General features: G+C 68.8%; 19 protein-coding genes. 12 read left to right on the top strand and 7 right to left on the bottom strand.

Annotated features, from left to right (window positions below; all coding sequences use genetic code 11):
* Nucleotides 1–18 precede the first annotated feature (18 nt).
* Entirely contained in the window at nucleotides 19–1,218 is a 1,200-nt protein-coding gene (locus tag J2X45_RS08400) for a CaiB/BaiF CoA-transferase family protein (RefSeq protein WP_310213716.1), read from the top strand.
* A gap of 28 nt (nucleotides 1,219–1,246) precedes the next feature.
* On the opposite strand, the gene J2X45_RS08395 is transcribed toward J2X45_RS08400, so the two are convergent.
* Complete coding sequence (locus J2X45_RS08395; protein WP_310213714.1) at nucleotides 1,247–3,082, bottom strand: HWE histidine kinase domain-containing protein; 1,836 nt, start codon at nucleotides 3,080–3,082, stop codon at nucleotides 1,247–1,249.
* 166 nt (nucleotides 3,083–3,248) lie between these two features.
* Between J2X45_RS08395 and J2X45_RS08390 the strand changes: the two genes are divergently transcribed.
* The 3 genes from J2X45_RS08390 to J2X45_RS08380 all read left to right on the top strand — a co-directional run bounded on the left by J2X45_RS08390 (nucleotide 3,249) and on the right by J2X45_RS08380 (nucleotide 4,828).
* Nucleotides 3,249–3,593 (top strand): hypothetical protein, encoded by a 345-nt coding sequence (locus J2X45_RS08390; protein WP_310213711.1) that lies wholly within the window; start codon nucleotides 3,249–3,251, stop codon nucleotides 3,591–3,593.
* Entirely contained in the window at nucleotides 3,590–3,991 is a 402-nt protein-coding gene (locus tag J2X45_RS08385; RefSeq protein ID WP_310214389.1) for a hypothetical protein, read from the top strand. Before J2X45_RS08390 ends, J2X45_RS08385 begins: the two co-directional genes overlap by 4 nt.
* A gap of 216 nt (nucleotides 3,992–4,207) precedes the next feature.
* Nucleotides 4,208–4,828: a superoxide dismutase gene (locus J2X45_RS08380; protein WP_310213708.1), complete on the top strand. Its 621-nt coding sequence runs from the start codon at nucleotides 4,208–4,210 to the stop codon at nucleotides 4,826–4,828.
* Nucleotides 4,829–4,870: 42 nt separating this feature from the next.
* On the opposite strand, the gene J2X45_RS08375 is transcribed toward J2X45_RS08380, so the two are convergent.
* The gene (locus tag J2X45_RS08375; RefSeq protein ID WP_310213706.1) at nucleotides 4,871–5,659 is read right to left on the bottom strand and encodes a metallophosphoesterase; all 789 of its coding nucleotides are present in this window, start codon (nucleotides 5,657–5,659) and stop codon (nucleotides 4,871–4,873) included.
* Entirely contained in the window at nucleotides 5,656–6,510 is an 855-nt protein-coding gene (locus tag J2X45_RS08370; protein WP_310213702.1) for a diacylglycerol kinase family protein, read from the bottom strand. The genes J2X45_RS08375 and J2X45_RS08370 overlap by 4 nt, the downstream gene beginning before the upstream one ends.
* A gap of 129 nt (nucleotides 6,511–6,639) precedes the next feature.
* Here J2X45_RS08370 and J2X45_RS08365 point away from each other — a divergent pair, with 129 nt between their 5' ends.
* From J2X45_RS08365 to J2X45_RS08350, 4 genes are all read left to right on the top strand, one after another.
* Nucleotides 6,640–6,984, top strand: coding sequence for a YMGG-like glycine zipper-containing protein (locus J2X45_RS08365; RefSeq protein ID WP_310213699.1), 345 nt, complete (start codon nucleotides 6,640–6,642; stop codon nucleotides 6,982–6,984).
* A gap of 81 nt (nucleotides 6,985–7,065) precedes the next feature.
* Nucleotides 7,066–7,524, top strand: a complete 459-nt coding sequence (locus J2X45_RS08360) for an OmpA family protein (RefSeq protein ID WP_310213696.1) — start codon at nucleotides 7,066–7,068, stop codon at nucleotides 7,522–7,524.
* Between the two features lie 322 nt (nucleotides 7,525–7,846).
* A complete protein-coding gene (locus J2X45_RS08355) occupies nucleotides 7,847–8,035 on the top strand; it encodes a hypothetical protein (RefSeq protein WP_310213692.1) in 189 nt (62 codons plus the stop codon).
* 12 nt (nucleotides 8,036–8,047) lie between these two features.
* The gene (locus J2X45_RS08350) at nucleotides 8,048–8,311 is read left to right on the top strand and encodes a hypothetical protein (protein ID WP_310213689.1); all 264 of its coding nucleotides are present in this window, start codon (nucleotides 8,048–8,050) and stop codon (nucleotides 8,309–8,311) included.
* 78 nt (nucleotides 8,312–8,389) lie between these two features.
* On the opposite strand, the gene J2X45_RS08345 is transcribed toward J2X45_RS08350, so the two are convergent.
* From J2X45_RS08345 to dapB, 4 genes are read right to left on the bottom strand one after another with little or no spacing between them, the layout of a single operon-like run.
* Complete coding sequence (locus J2X45_RS08345) at nucleotides 8,390–8,746, bottom strand: DUF1318 domain-containing protein (RefSeq protein WP_310213686.1); 357 nt, start codon at nucleotides 8,744–8,746, stop codon at nucleotides 8,390–8,392.
* 15 nt (nucleotides 8,747–8,761) lie between these two features.
* Complete coding sequence (locus tag J2X45_RS08340) at nucleotides 8,762–8,947, bottom strand: YnbE family lipoprotein (RefSeq protein WP_024265977.1); 186 nt, start codon at nucleotides 8,945–8,947, stop codon at nucleotides 8,762–8,764.
* Between the two features lie 35 nt (nucleotides 8,948–8,982).
* Nucleotides 8,983–12,222, bottom strand: coding sequence for a YdbH domain-containing protein (locus J2X45_RS08335; RefSeq protein ID WP_310213679.1), 3,240 nt, complete (start codon nucleotides 12,220–12,222; stop codon nucleotides 8,983–8,985).
* 50 nt (nucleotides 12,223–12,272) lie between these two features.
* On the bottom strand, nucleotides 12,273–13,046 hold the full coding sequence (gene dapB, locus J2X45_RS08330) for a 4-hydroxy-tetrahydrodipicolinate reductase (protein WP_310213676.1): 774 nt from the start codon (nucleotides 13,044–13,046) through the stop codon (nucleotides 12,273–12,275).
* 253 nt (nucleotides 13,047–13,299) lie between these two features.
* Between dapB and J2X45_RS08325 the strand changes: the two genes are divergently transcribed.
* From J2X45_RS08325 to trpB, 4 genes are all read left to right on the top strand, one after another.
* Complete coding sequence (locus J2X45_RS08325; RefSeq protein ID WP_310213673.1) at nucleotides 13,300–15,585, top strand: NADP-dependent malic enzyme; 2,286 nt, start codon at nucleotides 13,300–13,302, stop codon at nucleotides 15,583–15,585.
* A gap of 996 nt (nucleotides 15,586–16,581) precedes the next feature.
* Nucleotides 16,582–16,851, top strand: coding sequence for an usg protein (locus J2X45_RS08315; RefSeq protein ID WP_310213670.1), 270 nt, complete (start codon nucleotides 16,582–16,584; stop codon nucleotides 16,849–16,851).
* Between the two features lie 48 nt (nucleotides 16,852–16,899).
* Nucleotides 16,900–17,559, top strand: a complete 660-nt coding sequence (locus J2X45_RS08310; protein WP_310213667.1) for a phosphoribosylanthranilate isomerase — start codon at nucleotides 16,900–16,902, stop codon at nucleotides 17,557–17,559.
* Nucleotides 17,560–17,581: 22 nt separating this feature from the next.
* The gene (trpB, locus tag J2X45_RS08305) at nucleotides 17,582–18,802 is read left to right on the top strand and encodes a tryptophan synthase subunit beta (protein WP_310213666.1); all 1,221 of its coding nucleotides are present in this window, start codon (nucleotides 17,582–17,584) and stop codon (nucleotides 18,800–18,802) included.
* Nucleotides 18,803–18,804 lie beyond the last annotated feature (2 nt).

Below are 18,804 nucleotides of genomic sequence, written 5' to 3'. Positions count from 1 at the left end.
AGCTTGGGGGAAATTCGCATGGGCCAGGGTCCGTTGACCGGCTTGCGGGTGATCGAGATGGGGTCGCTGATCGCCGGACCCTTCTGCGGTCAGGTGTTGGGCGATTTCGGCGCCGAGGTCATCAAGCTGGAAGACCCCAAGGTTGGCGATCCGATGCGCCAATGGGGGCGCTCCAAACCGAAAGGCCTTTCGCCCTGGTGGCCGGTGATCGGTCGTAACAAAAAGTCCGTCACCGTCGATCTGCGTACGGACGAAGGGCGGGACATCGCCCGCGCCCTGATCGCCAAGGCTGATGTGGTGGTCGAGAACTTCCGGCCAGGCACTCTGGAAAAGTGGGGCATGGGCTATGAGGCCCTGGCCAAGACCAATCCGGGGCTGGTGATGGCGCGGGTGTCAGGCTTTGGCCAGACCGGTCCCTATTCCAGCCGCGCCGGCTACGCCCTGGTGGGCGAGGCGATGGGCGGTCTGCGGCATATCACCGGCGAGCCCGACCGGCCGCCCGCGCGGGCCGGCATTTCGATCGGCGACAGCCTGTCGGGCCTGAACACGGCGCTGGGGGTGATGATGGCCTTGCACGCACGCCAGCGAACGGGCCGGGGACAGGTGGTTGACACGGCCATCTATGAAAGCGTGCTGACGGTGATGGAGAACCTGGTCACCGAATATGACCTGACCGGCTATGTCCGCGAGCGGTCGGGCGCGGTGCTGCCCGGGATCGCCCCGTCCAACGTCTATCCGACCAGGAGCGGCGAGCTTGTTCTGATCGGCGCCAACCAGGACACCCTGTTCCGGCGTCTTTGCGAGCTGATGGGGCGGCCGGACCTCGCCGATGATCCGCGCTACCGCGACCACGCCGCGCGCGGCGCCCATCAGGCCGAGCTCGACGCCCGCATCGCCGCCTGGACCGCGGATCAGGAGATCGACGATCTGCTGCCGAAGCTCGAGGCCGCGGGCCTGGCCACCGGCCGCATCTACCGCGCGCCCGACATGCTGACGGACCCTCAATACGTGGCGCGAGAGTCGATCGTGACGGTGCCGCATCCCGTGTTCGGCGAGATCAAGATGCAGAACGCCTTCCCGAAGTTGACCGAAACGCCCGGTGGGGTGCGCTGGCCGGGACCGGCCCTGGGGGAACATACCGACGCGGTGCTGGCCGATGTCGCCGGCCTGAGCGCCGAAGCGGTTGAGGCCTTACGCAAGAAGGGCGTGCTGGGGTGATGGCCTTCCTAGGTCGGGGGACACGTGGCTACGCCCGTCCGGTGACCCCCGCCACGGCCCGGGCGATCTGGTGCACGTTATAAGGTTTGCGCACGATCGGCGCGTCGAAGCCCATCGGCGCGGCCTTGTCCGCATAGCCGGTGGCGAAGACGAACGGACGGCCCATCGAGCGCAGGATCTCAGCCACCGGGGCGACGGACTGACCATTCAGATCGGCGTCCAGCACCGCCACGTCAAAGTCCTGTTCGACCATCGCCAGCGCTTCGCCCAGCTCGGCCGCGCACCCGATCACCTCGACGCCGGCGTCCTCCAGCCCCGCCTCGAGCTCCAGGGCCAGAAGCAGTGAGTCTTCGACGATCAGCACCTTGAGGCCCGCGATCGCGCCGGGGCGAACGGTCTCGTCGGCGGCGACGACGGTCTCCACGATGCGCTCAGGCGCGACGCTGACCGGCTCGATCGGCGGCGCGTCGGCCAAAGCTTCGGCGGCGCCCTGGATCATCGCGGTGACGCCGCCCGGGCGATAGTTGATCTTCGCCGAGCCGCCCAGTTCGCGGCCGGCGACGTCCTCGATCAGGGTGGCGCCGAAGCCCTTAGTGGCGGGGGCGTTGGCGGGCGGACCGCCGGTCTCCAGCCATTCCAGAGCAAAGCCGCCGTCGGGCGCGCGTCGCCAGACCACCTCGACCTTGCCGCTCTCGGTCGACAGCGAGCCGTAGCGCACCGCGTTCACCGCCAGTTCGTGCAACGCCAGCGACAGGGCGGCCGCAGCGCGCGGCGTCAGGAACAGCTCCGGCCCATCCCACCGTGTCTGGGTGGGCGCCAGCCCCCCCAGTTCGGCGGCGGCGATCCGCGCCAGGGTCGCCCCCCGCCACCGCGCAGCGCTGAGCAGGTCATGCGCGGAGCTCATGGATTTGAGACGCGCCGCGAAGGTCTTCAGGAACACGTCCAGCGAGGCGGACTTGCGGGCCGACTGGGCGGCCACCGACTGGACCACGGCCAGCAGGTTCTTGATGCGGTGATCCAGCTCCGCGACCAGGCTCTCCCGCTGCTCTTCCTGCAGTTTGCGAGGGGTGATGTCCTGGACGACGCCGATCAATCGCGTGGGCTGTCCGTCGGGGCCCATCAGCATGACGCCGGCGGCGCTGTTCCAGGTCTCGCCCGCGCCTTCGTGCGGCGCGCGGCGGTACTCAACGGTGAAGCGGCCGCTCTCGGCCAGTTGCCGATCGACGCTGGCGCGCGCCGCCTGGCGATCCTCGGGATGGATGTACTGGTAGAGGGCGTCGCCGTCCTGGCTGGCCAGCTCGCCTGCGGGAATGCCCGACAGCTTGGCCAGGCGGGAGCTGATCCTGAAGGTGTTGGTGGGGATACACCACTCGAACTCGCCCAGGCTGGCGGCGGCGATGGCCAGGTCCAGGCGTTCGCTCTCCAGCGTCGGCTTGGCGCAGGGGCCGCAGAGGGCTTCGGTCGCAAGGGCGGCGAGGTCGCTCAGGGCCTGCAGATCATCTTCTGAAGCGGGGCCGCCCATGCCCGGACCTTCCACGACCAGGGCGCCGAGCGGCCGCCCGTCTGGATCGCGGATAGGGACCCCCAGGTCGACAGGGGCGTTGGCGGTGACCACCTTGTGGGCCAGGTCGTTCTGGCGGGGACCTTCGGGTCCGGCGTAGCCGACATAGGCCGCGCGCCAGATGCGCGCCTTGTCCACAAGCACGATCGCGGCCTTGGGGGCGTCGAACAGCCGCGCCGCGAGCCGGACCAAGCGCGATAGCTTCGGACCGTTGACCGCGCCGTCCATGACGCCCAGACCCCGCACAGCCTCAAGGCGCTCGGCTTCCAGGCGATCGTCGCTGGGTGTCGGGGCGTCGTCCATGATTCGACCTTAGCCTCGCTTCGCGTTTAGCGCGAGCGCCTTTGAGATTCCTCAGTGGTGAAGCTTGGGGCGTTGCGCTAACTTGGAACCCTAGCGCCAAGCTCGGCGTTGACGGGGCGCGTCATCAGCGCCCGGTCGGTCGCGTCGCGAACAGGAGAGAAGACCCATGCCCGCCAGTTCCCCCGCCGCCAAGGAAGCCGCCAAGGCCAAGACCGCGACTCTTGAGGCGGTCGAGCACGCCGAGCGCAGCTTCACGCACGCCGCCGACGCGGCCCGCGTCTCGCTGACCGAGGCGGCCAAGCGGGTCGAGAAGTCCGTGTCGGAAGGGTTTGAAACCCTGCGCGCCCAGAGCCGCGCCTACACCGACACCGCCGGCCAGACCCTGGAAGAGGCGCAAGCCTACGCCGCCGAGCGCATCCGTGAGCGTCCGATCACCGCCACCCTGGCGGGTCTGGGCGTGGGCGTTCTGATCGGCCTGCTGATCGCCGGCGGCAGCCGTCACAACCGCTGATGTTCGAAAAAACCCTGATGACGCTGGCGGCGGCTGCGGCGATCGCCGCCGCCGCCGCAGTCAGCGTCGTCTCCGCGGCCTTCGCGTTGTATGCGTTGCTGGTTCCGCTGGTGACCCCGGCGGGCGCTGCGGCCATCGTCGCCGCCGTCGCAGCGCTGATCGTCGCCATCGCGGGCATGATCGCCGCGCGCAAGGTCGAGAGCCATCGCGCGGCCAGCCACCAGGCCCCGCCGCCCGCCGGCTTCGACATGACCGGCAGGATCGTCGAGATCGTCCGCGAGCGGCCGATCATGTCGATCGGCCTAGGCTTGGCTGCGGGGATCTTCGCCCTGAAGAACCCCGGCCTGACGGCGACCGTGGCCAAGGCCTTCCTCGATCCGAAGCCGCCGCAACGCTGAGCTGAGACACCGTCAAACGCCGCGCCCCGGGCTTGCCCGGCGGTGCGGTGCTGACCCTCCAGGCCACCGAAACCCCAGGCTTCAAAGGGTATTTCTCAACTAAAGTTGAGCGTTCGGGACAGCGGAGCCGCTTACGCTACGCGCCTGCGCGCACTAGATGCCTTCCCGCGCGTTCCCGCTCCTCCCTTCATGGGAACGCCTTCCCATGGAGTGAAAATGCCGTACACGCTTCCCGACCTGCCCTACGCCTATGACGCGTTGGAGCCGACCATTTCGGCCAACACGCTGCGCTTCCATCACGACAAGCACCACGCCGCCTATGTCACCGCCCTGAACGGCCTGCTCAACGGCGACGACAAGGGCTCGCTGGAGGCGGTGATCAAGAGCGCCGGCCCCGGCAAGGTGTTCAACAACGCCGCCCAGGCCTGGAACCACGCCTTCTTCTGGGACGGCCTGTCGCCGACCAAGACCGCGCCGGGCGCCGAGCTCGCCGCCGCCATCGACGCCACCTTTGGCGGCCTGGACGCGCTGAAGGAAAAGTTCGTCGCCGAGGGCATCGGCCACTTTGGCTCGGGCTGGGTATGGCTGGTCGCGGACGCCTCGGGCGCCCTGAAGGTGATCTCGACTCACGACGCCGAGAGCCCGGTCACGGAAGGTCTGACGGCCCTGGTCGTCGCCGACGTCTGGGAGCACGCCTACTATCTGGACTACCAGAACCTGCGGAAGGGCTTCCTGGAAGCGGTCTTCGACAACCTGATCAACTGGACCCTGGCCGACAGCCAGTACGCGGCCGCCAAGGCGGGCGCCCAGGGTTGGGCCTATCCGGCGCCGACCTGATCGGATGATGGCGGCGCGAGCGTGTTCGCGCCGCCGCAGCCTTCACGCGCGTCGATCGATCGCCCAAGTCCGCCAAGCCTCGAAATCGCCGCCCGCATAGGCCATGGCGGTCACACGCACGCAGCCAGGCTCAACTTCGATCACGTTGAATCCCGGCGCCGCGCCGCGCTCGCGATGGGACAGAGTGCCTGAGCCAATCGCGTGGGTTCGCCCATCCCCGAACGGCAGCGCTGTGACGAACGGCAGGTGGATGTGTCCCGAGAGGATCACATCCGCACCAGCGCCGACGAACCGGTTGGCCGCATCCACACCGCCGCGCACGCGGGCCGTCATGGGTCCGCCCAGAACCTCCATCAGCGGATGGTGGCAGACCACAACGCGCAGATCGCCGGCCGGGGCGGCTTGGAGCTCACGCACCACCCGTCGGATCTGATGGTTTGCCACGGCGCCCTTTGACCAGTTCCAGCGCAGCTGGGCGGCGCGGGCGGTGTTCAGCGTCGACAGGGTCACCCCGGCGCCGCGCCAGCGCGCCCCGTCCTCCGGGCCGAAGCGGTCGGAGAAGCGTCGCCAGGGATGGGTGAACCTTTCCCAGAGCTCGCCGGGGCCAACGAACGGCGTATCGTGATTGCCCGGCGTCAGGATCATCGGCCGAGGCAAGGCGCCCAGCCACGCGGCCGCAGCATCGAACTCGCTCGCCTTGCCGTCCAGGGTGATATCGCCCGCCACCACGACGAGATCCGGAGCGGCCGCACGAATCCAAGAGCCGGCGGCGGTCACCGCCTCGCCGTTCTCGCCGCCAAAATGGATATCCGAAAGCTGGATCAGCTTCATTGGCTGGCCGGAACCAGAGCGCGAAAGGCTTCGGGCCGGAAGCGGATCGAGGTCTCCGGATCAAGGCGCGCAGGCTCGCCGTCCAGAATGGCCGGGATTCGCCCGTTGGCCCAGATGCGGCCCGACCGACAACGACCGACCGACACCGAAGGATCTTCGCGCCACTGGCCCAGCGCGGCGTTCATACCCAGGCGGAACACCTCAACCGCACCCTTGGGGTCCAGGGCGGCGGCCTCCAGCGCCTGCTCCTCGGCGTCGAGCGCGCTGGACACCAGCGGGCACAGAAAGGTCAGGGCCTCGGCCTTGCCCTTGGGACGACCGTCGAGCGCATAGCGCAGGCGACCGGAAAAGGCGCGTCGAAAGGCGCGCCGGGCGCGGGCGAGGGCGAGGTCGATTCGCCCCTCGCGAGCGGCTTCACGCGCCGTCGCCCAAAGGGCGGGGCTGCCGAGGATGGCCGCCACGAAGAACAGGCGTCCGCCCACCTCGCCGCCGGAGATCGCTCGCGCCTGACCCTCGCCCAGGCAATCGCGCATCACGTCCTGCCAGGGACGCTCGCCATAGAGCGCGTGCGGCAGCATGTTCATGGTCCCGCCGGGCAAGGGCGCGATCAGGGGGCCGTTGGCCCCCGCCATCTCCGCAGCGGCGCGTGCGGTTCCGTCGCCCGCCAGCACCAGAACCGCATCCGGCGCGGCGTCGATCACGGCGCGGAGGCAGTCGACCAGATCAGCGGGTTCAGGGGCGTGAACGGCGCCGTTGACGCCGTGCTCGGCCAACAGGCGTTCGGCGATCTCCGGCGCCGCTGGCCCGACCGAGCCCGAGGCGATGTTGGCGACGACGTCGATGCGCTTCATGCGCACACCCCCTCATGAAAACTTCCGCGACGCAACGGCCCGATCCGCCCATGGTTCCGCTTGCGGGGTGGAACCCTCATCCGGCGGGGCCGTTAGCTGGCCTGGGACAGCTCGAAACGGAGAGCCAAGATGAAGACGACCATGATCGCCCTGATGGGCGTGGGTGTGCTCGCCGCAGCGTGCACCTCGACCGGTAACGTGGAACGGAACGCCGCTGGTGGCGCGGCGCTGGGCGCGATCGCCGGCGCGGTGATCGGCAACAATGTGGGTAGCGGCAGCGCCAGCACCGGCGCGGCGGTTGGCGCGGCGATCGGCGGTACTGCGGGCGCCGTGAAGGGCTGCCGCGAGGATGGCGGCTGCGGCGCGACCAACGTCAATCGTCGACAGTACTACGATGAGCGCGCGGGCCGTTACTACTACTACGACGCCGGTAGCGGCCGGTACTACTGGGAGAACGGCGCGCCCCGCTCCTGAGCGTGACGCGAAAGTTCTGCGCGAAGGCGATCGGCCCGGCCGGTCGCCTTTCTCATACTGGGATCGCCAAGGGGATTTGGCATGAAGACCCTAAGAACCATGATCTTCAGCGGCATGCTCCTGGCGTTGGCGGGATGCGCGCAGTCGGATGGACCGTTCCGTGTGCTCCGAAAGCCGGTGATGGCGGCCCCGCCGGTTTGCATGAGTTTCCAGTCGTCGATCTATTTCGACCGTGACAGCGCCGTCCTCACCCGCGAGGCGCGCATGGTTCTGAGGAACGCCAGGACGCAGGCGCAAGGCTGCGTCGTGCGTTCGGTCCGCGTCGTGGGCCTCGCTGACGCCTTGGGCGCGCCGGCCGCCAACCTTGCGCTGTCTCGTCGCCGGGCTGAAGCCGTGTCCCAGGCCCTGGCCCGCGTTGGCTTCCAGGATGTGCAGGTCGATATGGGCGCGGTCGGCGATGCAGGCTCGGTTTCCGCGTCTGGAGCCGCCGCGCCCCTGCGTCGACGCGCTGACGTGCTGTTCGAGCTCGCGCCCGGCTGACGGGCGCGGGCGGCAGCGCCAGAGAGTGAACGCATCGCTACGCAGAACGCGACGAAGAAAGGCGGCCCGACAAGCCGGTCCGCCTTGAGTTCGCATCAACAAAGGGGGGTGCGAAGGCGGCCGATCAGCTTTCGCTGATCTCAAGTCGGGGGGGCGTCGCCGCCTTCGCAATCATAAAACGATTCCGCGTGGGGGTGGTTCCCAGGTGCGATTAAATTTTTTGGCCGGCGCGTTCGCAGCCGTTTCGACGGAACGGGCTCAGACGCAAGACGTTGAAATTGCAGGGCCGGACATTGGGTCCGCCGGGCAGGGGAGCAACGTCGTGATCCGCAATTATGTGGCCGAGCATGGCGGTACAGTTTTCGTTTCGACGCTAAGCCAGCGTCAAAAAAGAACCCGTTCGCGGATCATGGCCGTTGCTGTGATCGTCGTGATGGGAGCCTCCGCTGGGACGGTGCAGGCCTTCCACGACCACCAACGCGCGGACGCCATGCAAATGTGGACACCCTAGGAGGTCGCAGTCATGCCAGCCGATATTCACCATCACACCGCGCCTCGTGAGCCGGTGCCGCGCCTGAACGCTACCCGCGCGCGCCAGGGCCGTTGGGGCAAGCATGTCTTCTGGGTCCTGATCGTCTCTACCGTTCTGGCGGCGCTGGCCTTGTTCGGCGCCTGGAGCTACCGCGCTGACGATCTGGCGTCGGTGGAGGTCAACAACGGCGTTCAGACGCCGGCCGAAGCGCAGCGCTATGACACCCAGCCCTCGCCCGCGCGGCAGACCCCGTAAACGCAAGACGGTGCGTAACAACGAAAGGGCGGTCTCCTCACGGAGGCCGCCCTTCTTTTTGGTCGGAACGCCAGCGGACTATTTCTTGATCCAGCCGCCGTCGAGAGGCTTCCAGTACTGGCCGGGCGCGAGGCGAGCATAGAGCTGCTTGGCGGTGGCCTGGCCGGCGGCCTCGGGGGTCACGCCGGTCTTGGCGGCGATGTCCTTGTAGGCGGCGGCGCGGCCGGTGTTGATTTCGGCCACGGCGGCGCGCAGAGCCCCGTCGCCCCCGGACACGATGCCCAGATAGCCGTCGGCCTGTTCGCCGACCGTGCCCGCCGTCTTGGCGGCGTCGACCGTCGCCTTGGCGGCGGCCGATTGGGCCATGGCCAGGCCAGCGCCAGCGGCGGTCATCGCCAGGCCCAGAGCCAGAACCGTCATCGTCTTGCGGATCATGTCGGTCCTCCTTGCTTAGAACAGGTTGGGGTTTTGCTGGATCAGCGACTGGACTTCCTTGTCCAGTCGCACGCGCACGTCGGCGTCCAGCTTGGCGTAGATGTTGATCGGGTCGACCTTCACGCGGACGGTCGGTGTGCACGCGGCCGCGCCGAGCGCTCCCGTCGCGATCAGGGCCATCAAGAGGGCGCGCTTTCTCATGCGTCTGGTCTCCAGTTCGGATGCAGGGTGACGGGTCACGGTTGAACCGGACCTGAACGGGGCGGGTCGGGATCCTCGCCGGCGAACGAACGCCGCCAAGCGTCCAGAAGCTCGTCGAAGTTCAGCGACGTGTCGAGGGTCAGGTCCACGGGCGTCTTGGCCGGCAGGGCGATGCGCTTGTCGAACGCGCGGCCGCGCAGAAGGTCGAGAATCCCGACCTTGGCCTTTTCGGCCACCTTCGGCGCGTGCTGGCCCTTCACATGGAAGAGGATGCCCAGACGGCCGTTGTCGGTGCTGTTGACCCCGGCCTCCAGCTGGTCGAACGCCAGGTTCTCCATGGCCTGATAGGCGAAGTCCTGGATGGCGTTGATCTGGCCGGAGGCCTGGGTCGGCGGCGCGCCCGGCGCGTCGGCCGGACTGGCGGCGACGTTCGAGAGCGCCGTCCGGGCGATCTCCAGCCTTCCGGGTTGGATGGCGCGGACCTTTCCGTCCTGGAACCGAAGACCTTCCGGCCCGAAGGTGAAGGGCAGGCGGCCGTCGACCACGGCGTCGATCTTGATGCGATCGGCCAGGGACGAGGCGGCGATCAGTTCGCCAAGGTCCAGATGTTCGATCACCACGGCGCCTTTGATCGTCTTGTCCGCGGCCAAAGGCACATCGATAGGCTCGATCGACACGCGGCCCTTGGCGGCCTCGAACGTCGCCTTGGAGATGTGCAGCATCTCCGCGCCCAGCTGGAACACCGACTCGACGCCGGTGAGCGGCACCAGCGAATCGATCTTCACGACCTGCATCGTCTGGCGCGGGGCGCTGGCCAGCGGCGCCAGGCTGGTGAAGTCGATCGCGCCGTCCAGGGTGGCGACGAAGCCGATCGGGCTGGTGAAGTCGATCTTGTCGGCGACCAGGCGTCCCCGGCTGGTCGCGCCGTCCGGATTCCAGGCGAAGACGCCGGTGAAGCTCGCGGCGCCCTTGGCCTCGCGCGCGAAGGCGGCCATCGGCGACAGCTCCGACGGCTGAAGTCCGCCGGGCGCAAAAGCCAGCCGAGAGGCGTCGATGTCGGCCTGTCCCTTGCCGGTGGCCACGACGTGACGCAGGCGGATTTCGCCGAGCGGCGCGCCGACGGGCGTCGTGGCCTGGAAGCCGCCCGTCCACAGGCCGTTCGACAGGCCCAGGCGTCCCTTGGCGAGGATGGGATTGAAGCGGCGCTCTGGCGCGGCGTCGGCGGCGGCGGCGCTGTCGACCTGCACCTGGGCGCGCTCGAAGCCGCCCGAGCCGCCCAGCGTCGCCTCGCCCTGGATCGTCTGCAGGCGCGCCTGGGCGCTGGCCAGCTCGCCCTCGCCGTCCTGGAAGCGCAGCGCCGCGCTCCAGCCGTCCGGTCCGGCGGCCAGCAGCGGCGCGGCGGTTGGGCAAATAAGGGCCTTAAGGTCGGTCACCGGGCTTTCACCCAGAGCGTAGCCCTTGGCCGTGATCGGCGCGCACTGACGCGTGGCCAGGGTGAAGCGCCCGCCCGCGATCCGCGCCCGGCCGTCGATCTGACCGGTCACGCCCTGGATCGGGGGCAGGTCGAAGCCCTCCGTGGCGATGGACAGCGGGGACGTCACGACGCCGCCGGTCGCACGCCAGTCGCTCGCCGCCAACCGCACCGTCGGCAGGTCGCCGCCAGAGAGGGTCGCCCGCAGGCCGCCGCGCGCGCCGTTTGGCCCGGCGTCCAAGAGCAGCCCCCCGGGCGCGGCGGCGGTCAGGGCGACGCCATTCGGGGCGCTCAGGCGTGCCTCGCGCGACAGGGCGACGCGCGTACGTCCGTCGGCGATCTCCAGGCCAAGGCCAGGCGCGGCCAGCTCGAACGTGCGAAGCGCCCGGCTCAGCGGCGCGCTGTAGGCGGGATTGGGGATCAGGGCCGCGAACCGGTCCGCGTCGGGCCCGGCGATCCCGCTCGCGCCAGAGGCTCCGCCCGCAAGACTGAGCGTCAGGCCTTGAGCGTTGTGGCCGATCCGACCCCTGGCGGCGAGACGCGCTGACGCGAGGGCCAGGGCGCCCATGGCCAGCCGATCGGCGTTGGTCTCGATCTTCAGGGGTCCGTCGAGACGCGTCCCTTCCGCGTCCGTCACCAGGGCCAGGCTTTCCGACGCGCCTTGGCCACGCAGGTTCCGCACCGCAACGCCGCCCGCGATCGCCTGTCCGGCGCGGAGGTCGGCGGTGGTCGCGCCGGACAGGTTGAACCGGCCATCACGACGCCCGCCCACGACGCGAGCGAGGTCCAGCGCCAGGGAGATGTCCCGCGCCTGTAGCGACGGGGCTGAAAGCCGCTCGCCACGCAGAGCCGCGCGGCCCTTGCCCATGAAGGCGAAGTCCTGCGGCCCGCCGTCCAGGCGTCCGCTCCAGGAGAGGTCGGCGTCAAGCCCTTCGGCCTGGCTGTCGTTCAGCCGGGCGCCGTCGGCGCGCAGAGCCAGTTGGGCCGCCAGCGGGCCCCGCGCGGTCGTGCGGGCGAGATTCGGATAGGGCAGGTCCGCGCTGAGCCGGGCGGTGGTTCCGGCCAAATCGGCCGCCTCGGCCTCCAGGCTGTTCAGCGCCAGGGTGATGTCGATCGTCAGCCGGTCGCCGCGCTTGCGGGCGCTGACCGTCGCACCCTTGGCGTCGATCGCCAGGTCCTTGACCGCATAGCGCAGCGGCGCAAGGCGCGCGTCCAGGCGCCGCAATTGGCCGTCGTCCAGGCTGGCGTCGCCGGTGATCCGCGCGCGACCGCCGGGCGTGGTCAGGTCCAGCCGCGCGCCTTCGATCAGCACCGCAGGTCCCGGAACCTCGGGCCGGCGCGGGGCCTTCAGCGCCTCGTCGATCAGCGGCTGCAAGGCGCCCAGCCGCAGGCCCTTGTCGTCCAGGGTGGCGGCGATCCGCGGCCGCACCAGGCGCACGGCCTTGGTCTGGATCCCGAACGCCCCCCCGCTCCAGGGCGTCGACAGGTCGTAGGCGACCTCCAGGCGCTCGGCGGCGAAGATCGGCGCGCTGCGCGGACCCAGGCGCACCTTGCCGACGAACCCGGTGGCGTCGACGTCCTCCAGCTGGACGGCCGCCTCGATTCCACGCTCGCTCAGCCAGGACTCGGCCAGCTCGCGACTGATCTCGCGCCGGCCCGACCAGACGAAGAGTCCGGAGGCGATGCACGCCATCATCGACAGCGATACCGCCTCCAGGCCCAGATCAACCAGGCGCGCGCGCGTGCTGGCCGTGGGTCTGGCCGCGTTGTCTGGAGTCGGATCGGTCGAGGGTCGTGCCATCACGTCCTGGCGTCTGGTGTCCTAACAAAGCCCCCCGGCCAAGCTTTGGATCCCTATTTCCTGAAGCCCAGCACGTCCTGCATGTCGTAGAGGCCCGGCGGCTGGCCCTTGACCCAGACGGCCGCGGCGATGGCCCCGCGCGCAAAAAGGCCTCGGTCGATGGCCGAGTGGGACAGGGTCAGGCTCTCGCTCTCGCCGGCGAAGATCACGCTGTGCTCGCCGATGATCCCGCCGCCGCGCACGACCGAAAAGCCGATGTCGCCTTCCTTGCGCGGGCCGGTGACGCCGTCGCGGCCCCGGTCGGCGACCTCGGAGAGGGCCACGCCCCGCCCGTCGGCGGCGGCCTCGCCCAGCATCAGCGCCGTGCCCGAGGGCGCGTCAATCTTGCGCTTGTGATGGGCCTCGAAGACCTCGATGTCCCAGTCCTGCGCCGGCAGGGCGGCGGCGGCCTGGCGCACCAGGCCCATCAGCATGTTGACGCCCAGCGAATAGTTGCCTGAGCGGACGATGACGATCTGACGCGCGGCCGCGTCGATGCGGGCCAGTTGCTCGTCCGAGAACCCGGTCGAGCCGATCACCAGCGCCGGTCCGCCCTTGGCCGCAGCCTCCTCGGCCAGGGCGACCGAGGCCTCGGGCAGGGTGAAGTCGATCACCGCCTCGGCGGCGGCCAGGGCGGCCTCGCGCGCGACCAAGCCGTCGCCCTCGACACCGGGACGCTCGAAGCGCGCGGCCACCACGGCGTCGGCCCGGCCCTCTAGGGCCTGGGCCACCGCCCGGCCCATACGGCCGTTGGCGCCGGCGATCGCGATCTTCACGGGCTGGGACAAGGCGGACTCCAGGAGAAAACAGACCGTCGGCAAATCACCCGTTCCGCCCCTTCAGGTCAACCTCGCGCGGCCTTCCGCAGCGGCGCCGGGCTTGACGCAACGCCAAGTCCAACAAGCGTTTGCTGGGATTTTCGCACGCTCACCCGGTTGTGAGGTCCGTCCCCCCTCGTTACGGTGAGGACATATAAGGGCGTGTCCGCATTGATCGGCGCGCCCCTTCATCGACTTGCGCAGCAGGAATGGGGAACGCCGGATGAGCGACGCGGAACGCAAGACCTTCACGGACGCGGAGGCGCTGGCCTTCCATCGTCACCCGACGCCCGGCAAGATCGCCATCGTGCCGACCAAGCCGATGGCCACCCAGCGTGACCTGAGCCTGGCCTATTCGCCCGGCGTCGCCGTGCCCGTCCATGCGATCGCCGCCGATCCGGACATGGCCTACGAGTACACCTCCAAGGGCAACCTGGTGGCGGTGATCTCGAACGGCACCGCGATCCTGGGCCTGGGGGACCTGGGGGCCCTGGCCTCCAAGCCGGTGATGGAAGGCAAGAGCGTTCTCTTCAAGCGCTTCGGCGACGTCGACTCGATCGACATCGAGGTGACCACCAAGGACCCCGACGAGATCATCACGGTGGTCAAGAACATCGGCGTCACCTTCGGCGGCATCAATCTGGAGGACATCAAGAGCCCCGAGTGCTTCCGCATCGAGACCGAGCTGCAGGAACTGCTCGACATCCCGGTGTTCCATGACGACCAGCACGGCACAGCGATCATCTGCGCCGCCGGCCTGATCAACGCCTGCCACATCACCGGCAAGAAGATCGAGGACGTGAAGGTCGTGCTGAACGGCCCCGGCGCGGCCGGCATCGCCTCGCTGGAGCTGATCAAGGCCATGGGTGTGCGGGCCGAGAACTGCATCGCCGTCGACTCCAAGGGCGTGCTCTATCGCGGCCGCACCGAGGGCATGAACCAGTGGAAGAGCGCCCACGCGGTCGAGACCGACAAGCGCACGCTGGCCGAGGCCGTGGTCGGCGCCGACGTGCTCTTGGGCCTGTCGGCCAAGGGCGCCTTCACGCCCGAGATGATCGCCTCGATGGCCCCCAACCCGGTCATCTTCGCCATGGCCAATCCTGATCCGGAGATCACGCCTGAAGAGGTCAAGCGGGTCCGCAAGGACGCGATCATGGGCACGGGCCGCAGCGACTATCCCAACCAGGTCAACAACGTCCTGGGCTTCCCCTACATCTTCCGCGGCGCGCTGGACGTGCGGGCCCGCCGTGTGAACCACGAGATGAAGATCGCCTGCGCCCAGGCCCTGGCCATGCTGGCGCGCGAGGACGTGCCGGACGAGGTCGCCGCCGCCTATCACGGTCGCCAGCTGAAGTTCGGGCCGGACTATATCATTCCCTCGGCCTTCGACCCGCGCCTGATCTGGTACGTGCCGCCGTTCGTCGCCCAGGCGGCGATGGACACGGGCGTGGCCCGCAAGCCGATCGCCGACATGGACGCCTATCGCGCGAGCCTCGCCCAGCGCCTGGATCCCACCGCCGGCTTCCTGCAGAAGATCTCCGGCTCGGTGCTGGCCAATCCCAAGCGGATCGTCTTCGCCGAGGGCGAGGACCCCAGCGTCATCCGCGCCGCCTACGCCTATCAGAGCGGCGGCTTCGGCAAGGCCATCCTCTGCGGCCGCGAAAACCTGGTGCACGAGAACATGCGCCTGGTGGGCCTGGACCCTGACACCGCAGGCCTTGAGATCATCAACGCGCGTCTTTCCGAACGTAATCCAGATTACGTCGACGCCCTGTACGCCCGCCTGCAGCGCCAGGGCTATCTGAAGCGCGACGTCCAGCGCCTGATCAACCAGGACCGCAACAGCTTCGCCGCCTCGATGGTCACCCTGGGCGAGGCCGACGGCATGGTCACCGGCGTCACCCGCAGCTTCGACCAGGCGCTGGAAGAGGTGCTGCGCGTCGTCGACCCGGCGCCGGGCGGCCGGATCATGGGCATGTCGGTGGTGCTGGCCAAGGGGCACACCCTGTTTGTGGCCGACACCAACGTCACCGAACTGCCCGAGGCCGAGGAGCTGGTCGAGATCGCCTGCGAGGCCGCGCGCGCCGTCAAGCGTCTGGGCTTCAAGCCGCGCGTGGCGTTCATGAGCTACTCGACCTTCGGCAATCCGATGGGGCTGCGCTCGGAGAAGGTGCGCGAGGCCGTCGCCATGCTGGACGAGATGGAGGTCGACTTCGAATACGAAGGCGAGATGCCGCCCGAGCTGGCCCTGGATCCGGAAAAGCGCGCCAACTATCCGTTCATGCGCCTGACCGACAGCGCCAATATCCTGATCATGCCGGCCATCCACGCCGCCTCGATCTCGACCAAGCTGGTGCAGTCGCTGGGCGGCGCCACGGTGATCGGTCCGGTGCTGCTGGGCCTTTCAAAGTCGGTGCAGATCGCGCCGCTGTCGGCCTCGGTGTCCAAGATCCTGAACATGGCCATGATGGCCGCCTACGATCAGCCGGTGGACGACGGCGAGGGGTGAGGGATTGAGTCCTGTCCCTGCAGGGAAGGAAACACCACGCGCCCCCTCTCCCATGGGGAGAGGGCCGGGGAGAGGGGGTAAGGCCTCGGCCGGAGCGCCGGCAGGGCGGCGGCTTTGAAACCCCTCTCCCGACCGCTTCGCGGCCACCCTCTCCCTCTGGGAGAGGGGATTGGGCGCCGTGAACGCTCGGAATTGGCGAAGCTGATCCCAATGAAATCAATGCCTTCTCACTTTTGCGTCCAAACTTATCCCCGGCCAAAAATGTCAGCCCATAATCATAGCCATCCCCGTCGCGGGGGAGGGCGTATGGATCCGGCCCAATACGGCGGCGGGGCTAGGTTGAGCGGGGCCGCGTGGGCGCGCGCTCGGTTCGGGTGGTGGTCTGTTCGTGGATAGATCCGGGACCACACGAAGGCCGGGGCGTTAGCCGAGCGCGGAGCGACAGGGCGGTGATCGTACAAGCCGCCTATCGTGGATCGTCGGGCTGGACACGGATGTAGCCGCTCCAGTTGGTCCGCGCCCGTCCGGGGGCTCCTGGGGTCCCGAGCTGAAAGACGCTCACGCCCCCCATCCTCACGGGCAAGAACAACCTGGCGGAGCGGACTGTCGAGCCGAAACGCAAAACACACTCACGGTCTCCGGGTTCGCCCGGCCGCTCCGTCGCCTCCCCAGCACCTTCAGCGGTCACGCCGCGTGAAGCGGCGGACGCATGTTCCCAAAATCCTCCCCCCAGCGGGGGAGGTGTCGGCTCGAAGAGACGACGGAGGGGGAAGAGGCCGGTTCAGCAGCACTTCCCCCCCTCCGTCCGCTGCGCGGACACCTCCCCCGCTGGGGGGAGGATTTTTCACCCCCGCCCTTCCCCATCAAGGGGAAGGGAGATTTTCAGGGAGCAGCGCTCGCCCAGTTCGCGCCCGCCGCCGCGACAACGCGCCTCTTGAGCGACTCGCCAAGTCGGCCAAATCTTCTTGCGTCGGAACGTTTGTCGGAGGCTCTTGGATGGCGAGTAAGGCGTTCGAGCTGCAGATGATGGGCTATGGCCTGACCACGGCCGAAATTCACTACCACCTGCCCGATCACCCCGCCCTGCTGCAGCTCTATGTCTGGCAGGAGTATGATCTGGCGCCGAAATTCCCGACCCTGAAAGGGTTCCTGGACTTCTGGGCCAAGGAGCTGGACGGGGTGCTGCATTCGGTGCGGATCGCGCATAACCGTCTGATCAGCCCTCGCGAATGGCGGGCGGTGAACGGGGTCTTCACGCTGCAATGAGCACTGCTGGGGTTGCGCGGCGGCTTCCCCGCCCGTAACTCCCCGGCGATGAGCATTTCCGCCCATGGGGCCAAGATCTGCGGACTGTCGACGCCCGAGACGGTGAAGGCCGCCCTCGACGGCGGCACCCTGTTCTTAGGGTTCGTCTTCTTCGACAAGAGCCCGCGCAACATCGCGCCCGAGGCCGCCGCGCGGCTGGTCGAGCCGGTTCGCGGCCGGGGCGTGCGCACCGTGGCCGTCACGGTCGATCCGGACGATGCGCTGATCGACCGCCTGATGGCCACGATGCGGCCGGACCTCATCCAGGTCCACGGCAAGGAGACGCCCTCGCGGGTTCGCGAGATCGCCGCCCGGGCCGGCGTTGGGGTGATCAAGGCGTTCTCGGTGTCGTCGCAGGCGGATGTCGACCAGGCGGCCGCTTTCGATGGTGTGACCGAGCACCTGATGTTCGACGCCAAGCCGGTGGAAGGCTCGGCCCTGCCCGGCGGCACGGGCGCCCGCTTCGATTGGGGCCTGCTGGCCGGACGGCGCTTTTCGCGGCCGCATTTCCTGGCCGGCGGCCTCGATCCCTGGAACGTCGGCGAGGCCATCAAGACCTCCGGAACGCCGCTCGTGGACGTTTCTTCTGGCGTGGAGCGTGGTCCCGGCCTAAAGGACCCGGCTCTGATCACGGCGTTTCTCGACGCCGTCAAACGCGCCAAAGACTGAAAAGCCCAGCTTGGAAGCCCTCGTGAACGCTCCTGCGAAACCCAATGACTACTCGGCCTATCCCGATGCGGAGGGCCGCTTTGGCGGGTTCGGCGGCCGCTATGTCGCCGAGACCCTGATGCCGCTGGTCCTGGACCTGGGCAAGGCCTATGCCGACGCCAAGGCCGACCCGGAATTCCAGGCGCAGCTGAAGAGCTACAACACCCACTACGCCGGCCGGCCGAGCCCGCTCTATTTCGCCGAGCGCCTGACCGAGCACTTCGGCGGGGCCAAGATCTATTTCAAGCGCGACGAGCTGAACCACACCGGCTCGCACAAGATCAACAACGCCCTGGGCCAGATCCTCCTGGCCATGCGCATGGGCAAGACCCGGATCATCGCCGAGACGGGCGCCGGCCAGCACGGGGTGGCCACCGCCACCGTCTGCGCCCGCTTTGGCCTGCCCTGCGTCGTCTATATGGGCGCCACCGACGTCGAGCGTCAGAAGCCGAACGTCTTCCGCATGAACCTCTTGGGCGCGGAAGTCCGCCCGGTGAGCTCCGGGACGGGCACCCTGAAGGACGCCATGAACGAGGCGATGCGCGACTGGGTGACCAACGTGCATGACACCTACTACCTGATCGGCACCGCCGCCGGCCCGCACCCCTATCCGGTGATGGTCCGCGACTTCCAGAGCGTGATCGGCGCCGAAGCCCGCGAACAGATCCTGGAGATGGAAGGCCGCCTGCCCGACGCGGTGGTCGCCTGCATCGGCGGCGGCTCCAACGCCATCGGCCTGTTCCACCCGTTCCTGGGCGACGAGGGCGTGCGCCTGATCGGCGTCGAGGCGGCCGGCCATGGCGTGTCGACCGACAAGCACGCCGCCTCGCTGACCGGCGGGCGTCCGGGCGTGCTGCACGGCAACCGCACCTATCTCTTGCAGGACGACGACGGCCAGATCATCGACGCCCACTCGATCTCGGCGGGTCTCGACTATCCGGGCATCGGCCCAGAGCACTCGTTCCTGCACGAGATCGGCCGCGCCGAATATGTCTCGACCACGGATGAGGAGGCCCTGGCGGCCTTCCAGCTGTGCTCGACCCTCGAAGGCATCATCCCGGCGCTGGAGCCGGCCCACGCCCTGGCCCGGGTCGGCGAGATCGCCCAGGAGCTGGGCAAGGGCAAGATCGTGGTGATGAATCTCTGCGGTCGCGGCGACAAGGACATCTTCACGGTGGCCGAAGCCCTCGGGCGCAAGATCTAGGA

It is taken from the genome of Caulobacter sp. BE264, from assembly GCF_031457805.1.
GTDB lineage: Bacteria > Pseudomonadota > Alphaproteobacteria > Caulobacterales > Caulobacteraceae > Caulobacter.
This window is presented reverse-complemented; position numbering and strand designations above follow the sequence as displayed.

Excerpts from the sequence above, each read along its gene's own strand:
- J2X45_RS08400 (WP_310213716.1), top strand. The coding sequence starts at position 19 with ATGGGCCAGGGTCCGTTGACCGGCTTGCGGGTGATCGAGATGGGGTCG.
- J2X45_RS08395 (WP_310213714.1), bottom strand. The coding sequence starts at position 3,082 with ATGGACGACGCCCCGACACCCAGCGACGATCGCCTGGAAGCCGAGCGC.
- J2X45_RS08390 (WP_310213711.1), top strand. The coding sequence starts at position 3,249 with ATGCCCGCCAGTTCCCCCGCCGCCAAGGAAGCCGCCAAGGCCAAGACC.
- J2X45_RS08380 (WP_310213708.1), top strand. The coding sequence starts at position 4,208 with ATGCCGTACACGCTTCCCGACCTGCCCTACGCCTATGACGCGTTGGAG.
- J2X45_RS08375 (WP_310213706.1), bottom strand. The coding sequence starts at position 5,659 with ATGAAGCTGATCCAGCTTTCGGATATCCATTTTGGCGGCGAGAACGGC.
- J2X45_RS08370 (WP_310213702.1), bottom strand. The coding sequence starts at position 6,510 with ATGAAGCGCATCGACGTCGTCGCCAACATCGCCTCGGGCTCGGTCGGG.
- J2X45_RS08365 (WP_310213699.1), top strand. The coding sequence starts at position 6,640 with ATGAAGACGACCATGATCGCCCTGATGGGCGTGGGTGTGCTCGCCGCA.
- J2X45_RS08360 (WP_310213696.1), top strand. The coding sequence starts at position 7,066 with ATGAAGACCCTAAGAACCATGATCTTCAGCGGCATGCTCCTGGCGTTG.
- J2X45_RS08350 (WP_310213689.1), top strand. The coding sequence starts at position 8,048 with ATGCCAGCCGATATTCACCATCACACCGCGCCTCGTGAGCCGGTGCCG.
- J2X45_RS08345 (WP_310213686.1), bottom strand. The coding sequence starts at position 8,746 with ATGATCCGCAAGACGATGACGGTTCTGGCTCTGGGCCTGGCGATGACC.
- J2X45_RS08340 (WP_024265977.1), bottom strand. The coding sequence starts at position 8,947 with ATGAGAAAGCGCGCCCTCTTGATGGCCCTGATCGCGACGGGAGCGCTC.
- J2X45_RS08325 (WP_310213673.1), top strand. The coding sequence starts at position 13,300 with ATGAGCGACGCGGAACGCAAGACCTTCACGGACGCGGAGGCGCTGGCC.
- J2X45_RS08315 (WP_310213670.1), top strand. The coding sequence starts at position 16,582 with ATGGCGAGTAAGGCGTTCGAGCTGCAGATGATGGGCTATGGCCTGACC.
- J2X45_RS08310 (WP_310213667.1), top strand. The coding sequence starts at position 16,900 with ATGAGCATTTCCGCCCATGGGGCCAAGATCTGCGGACTGTCGACGCCC.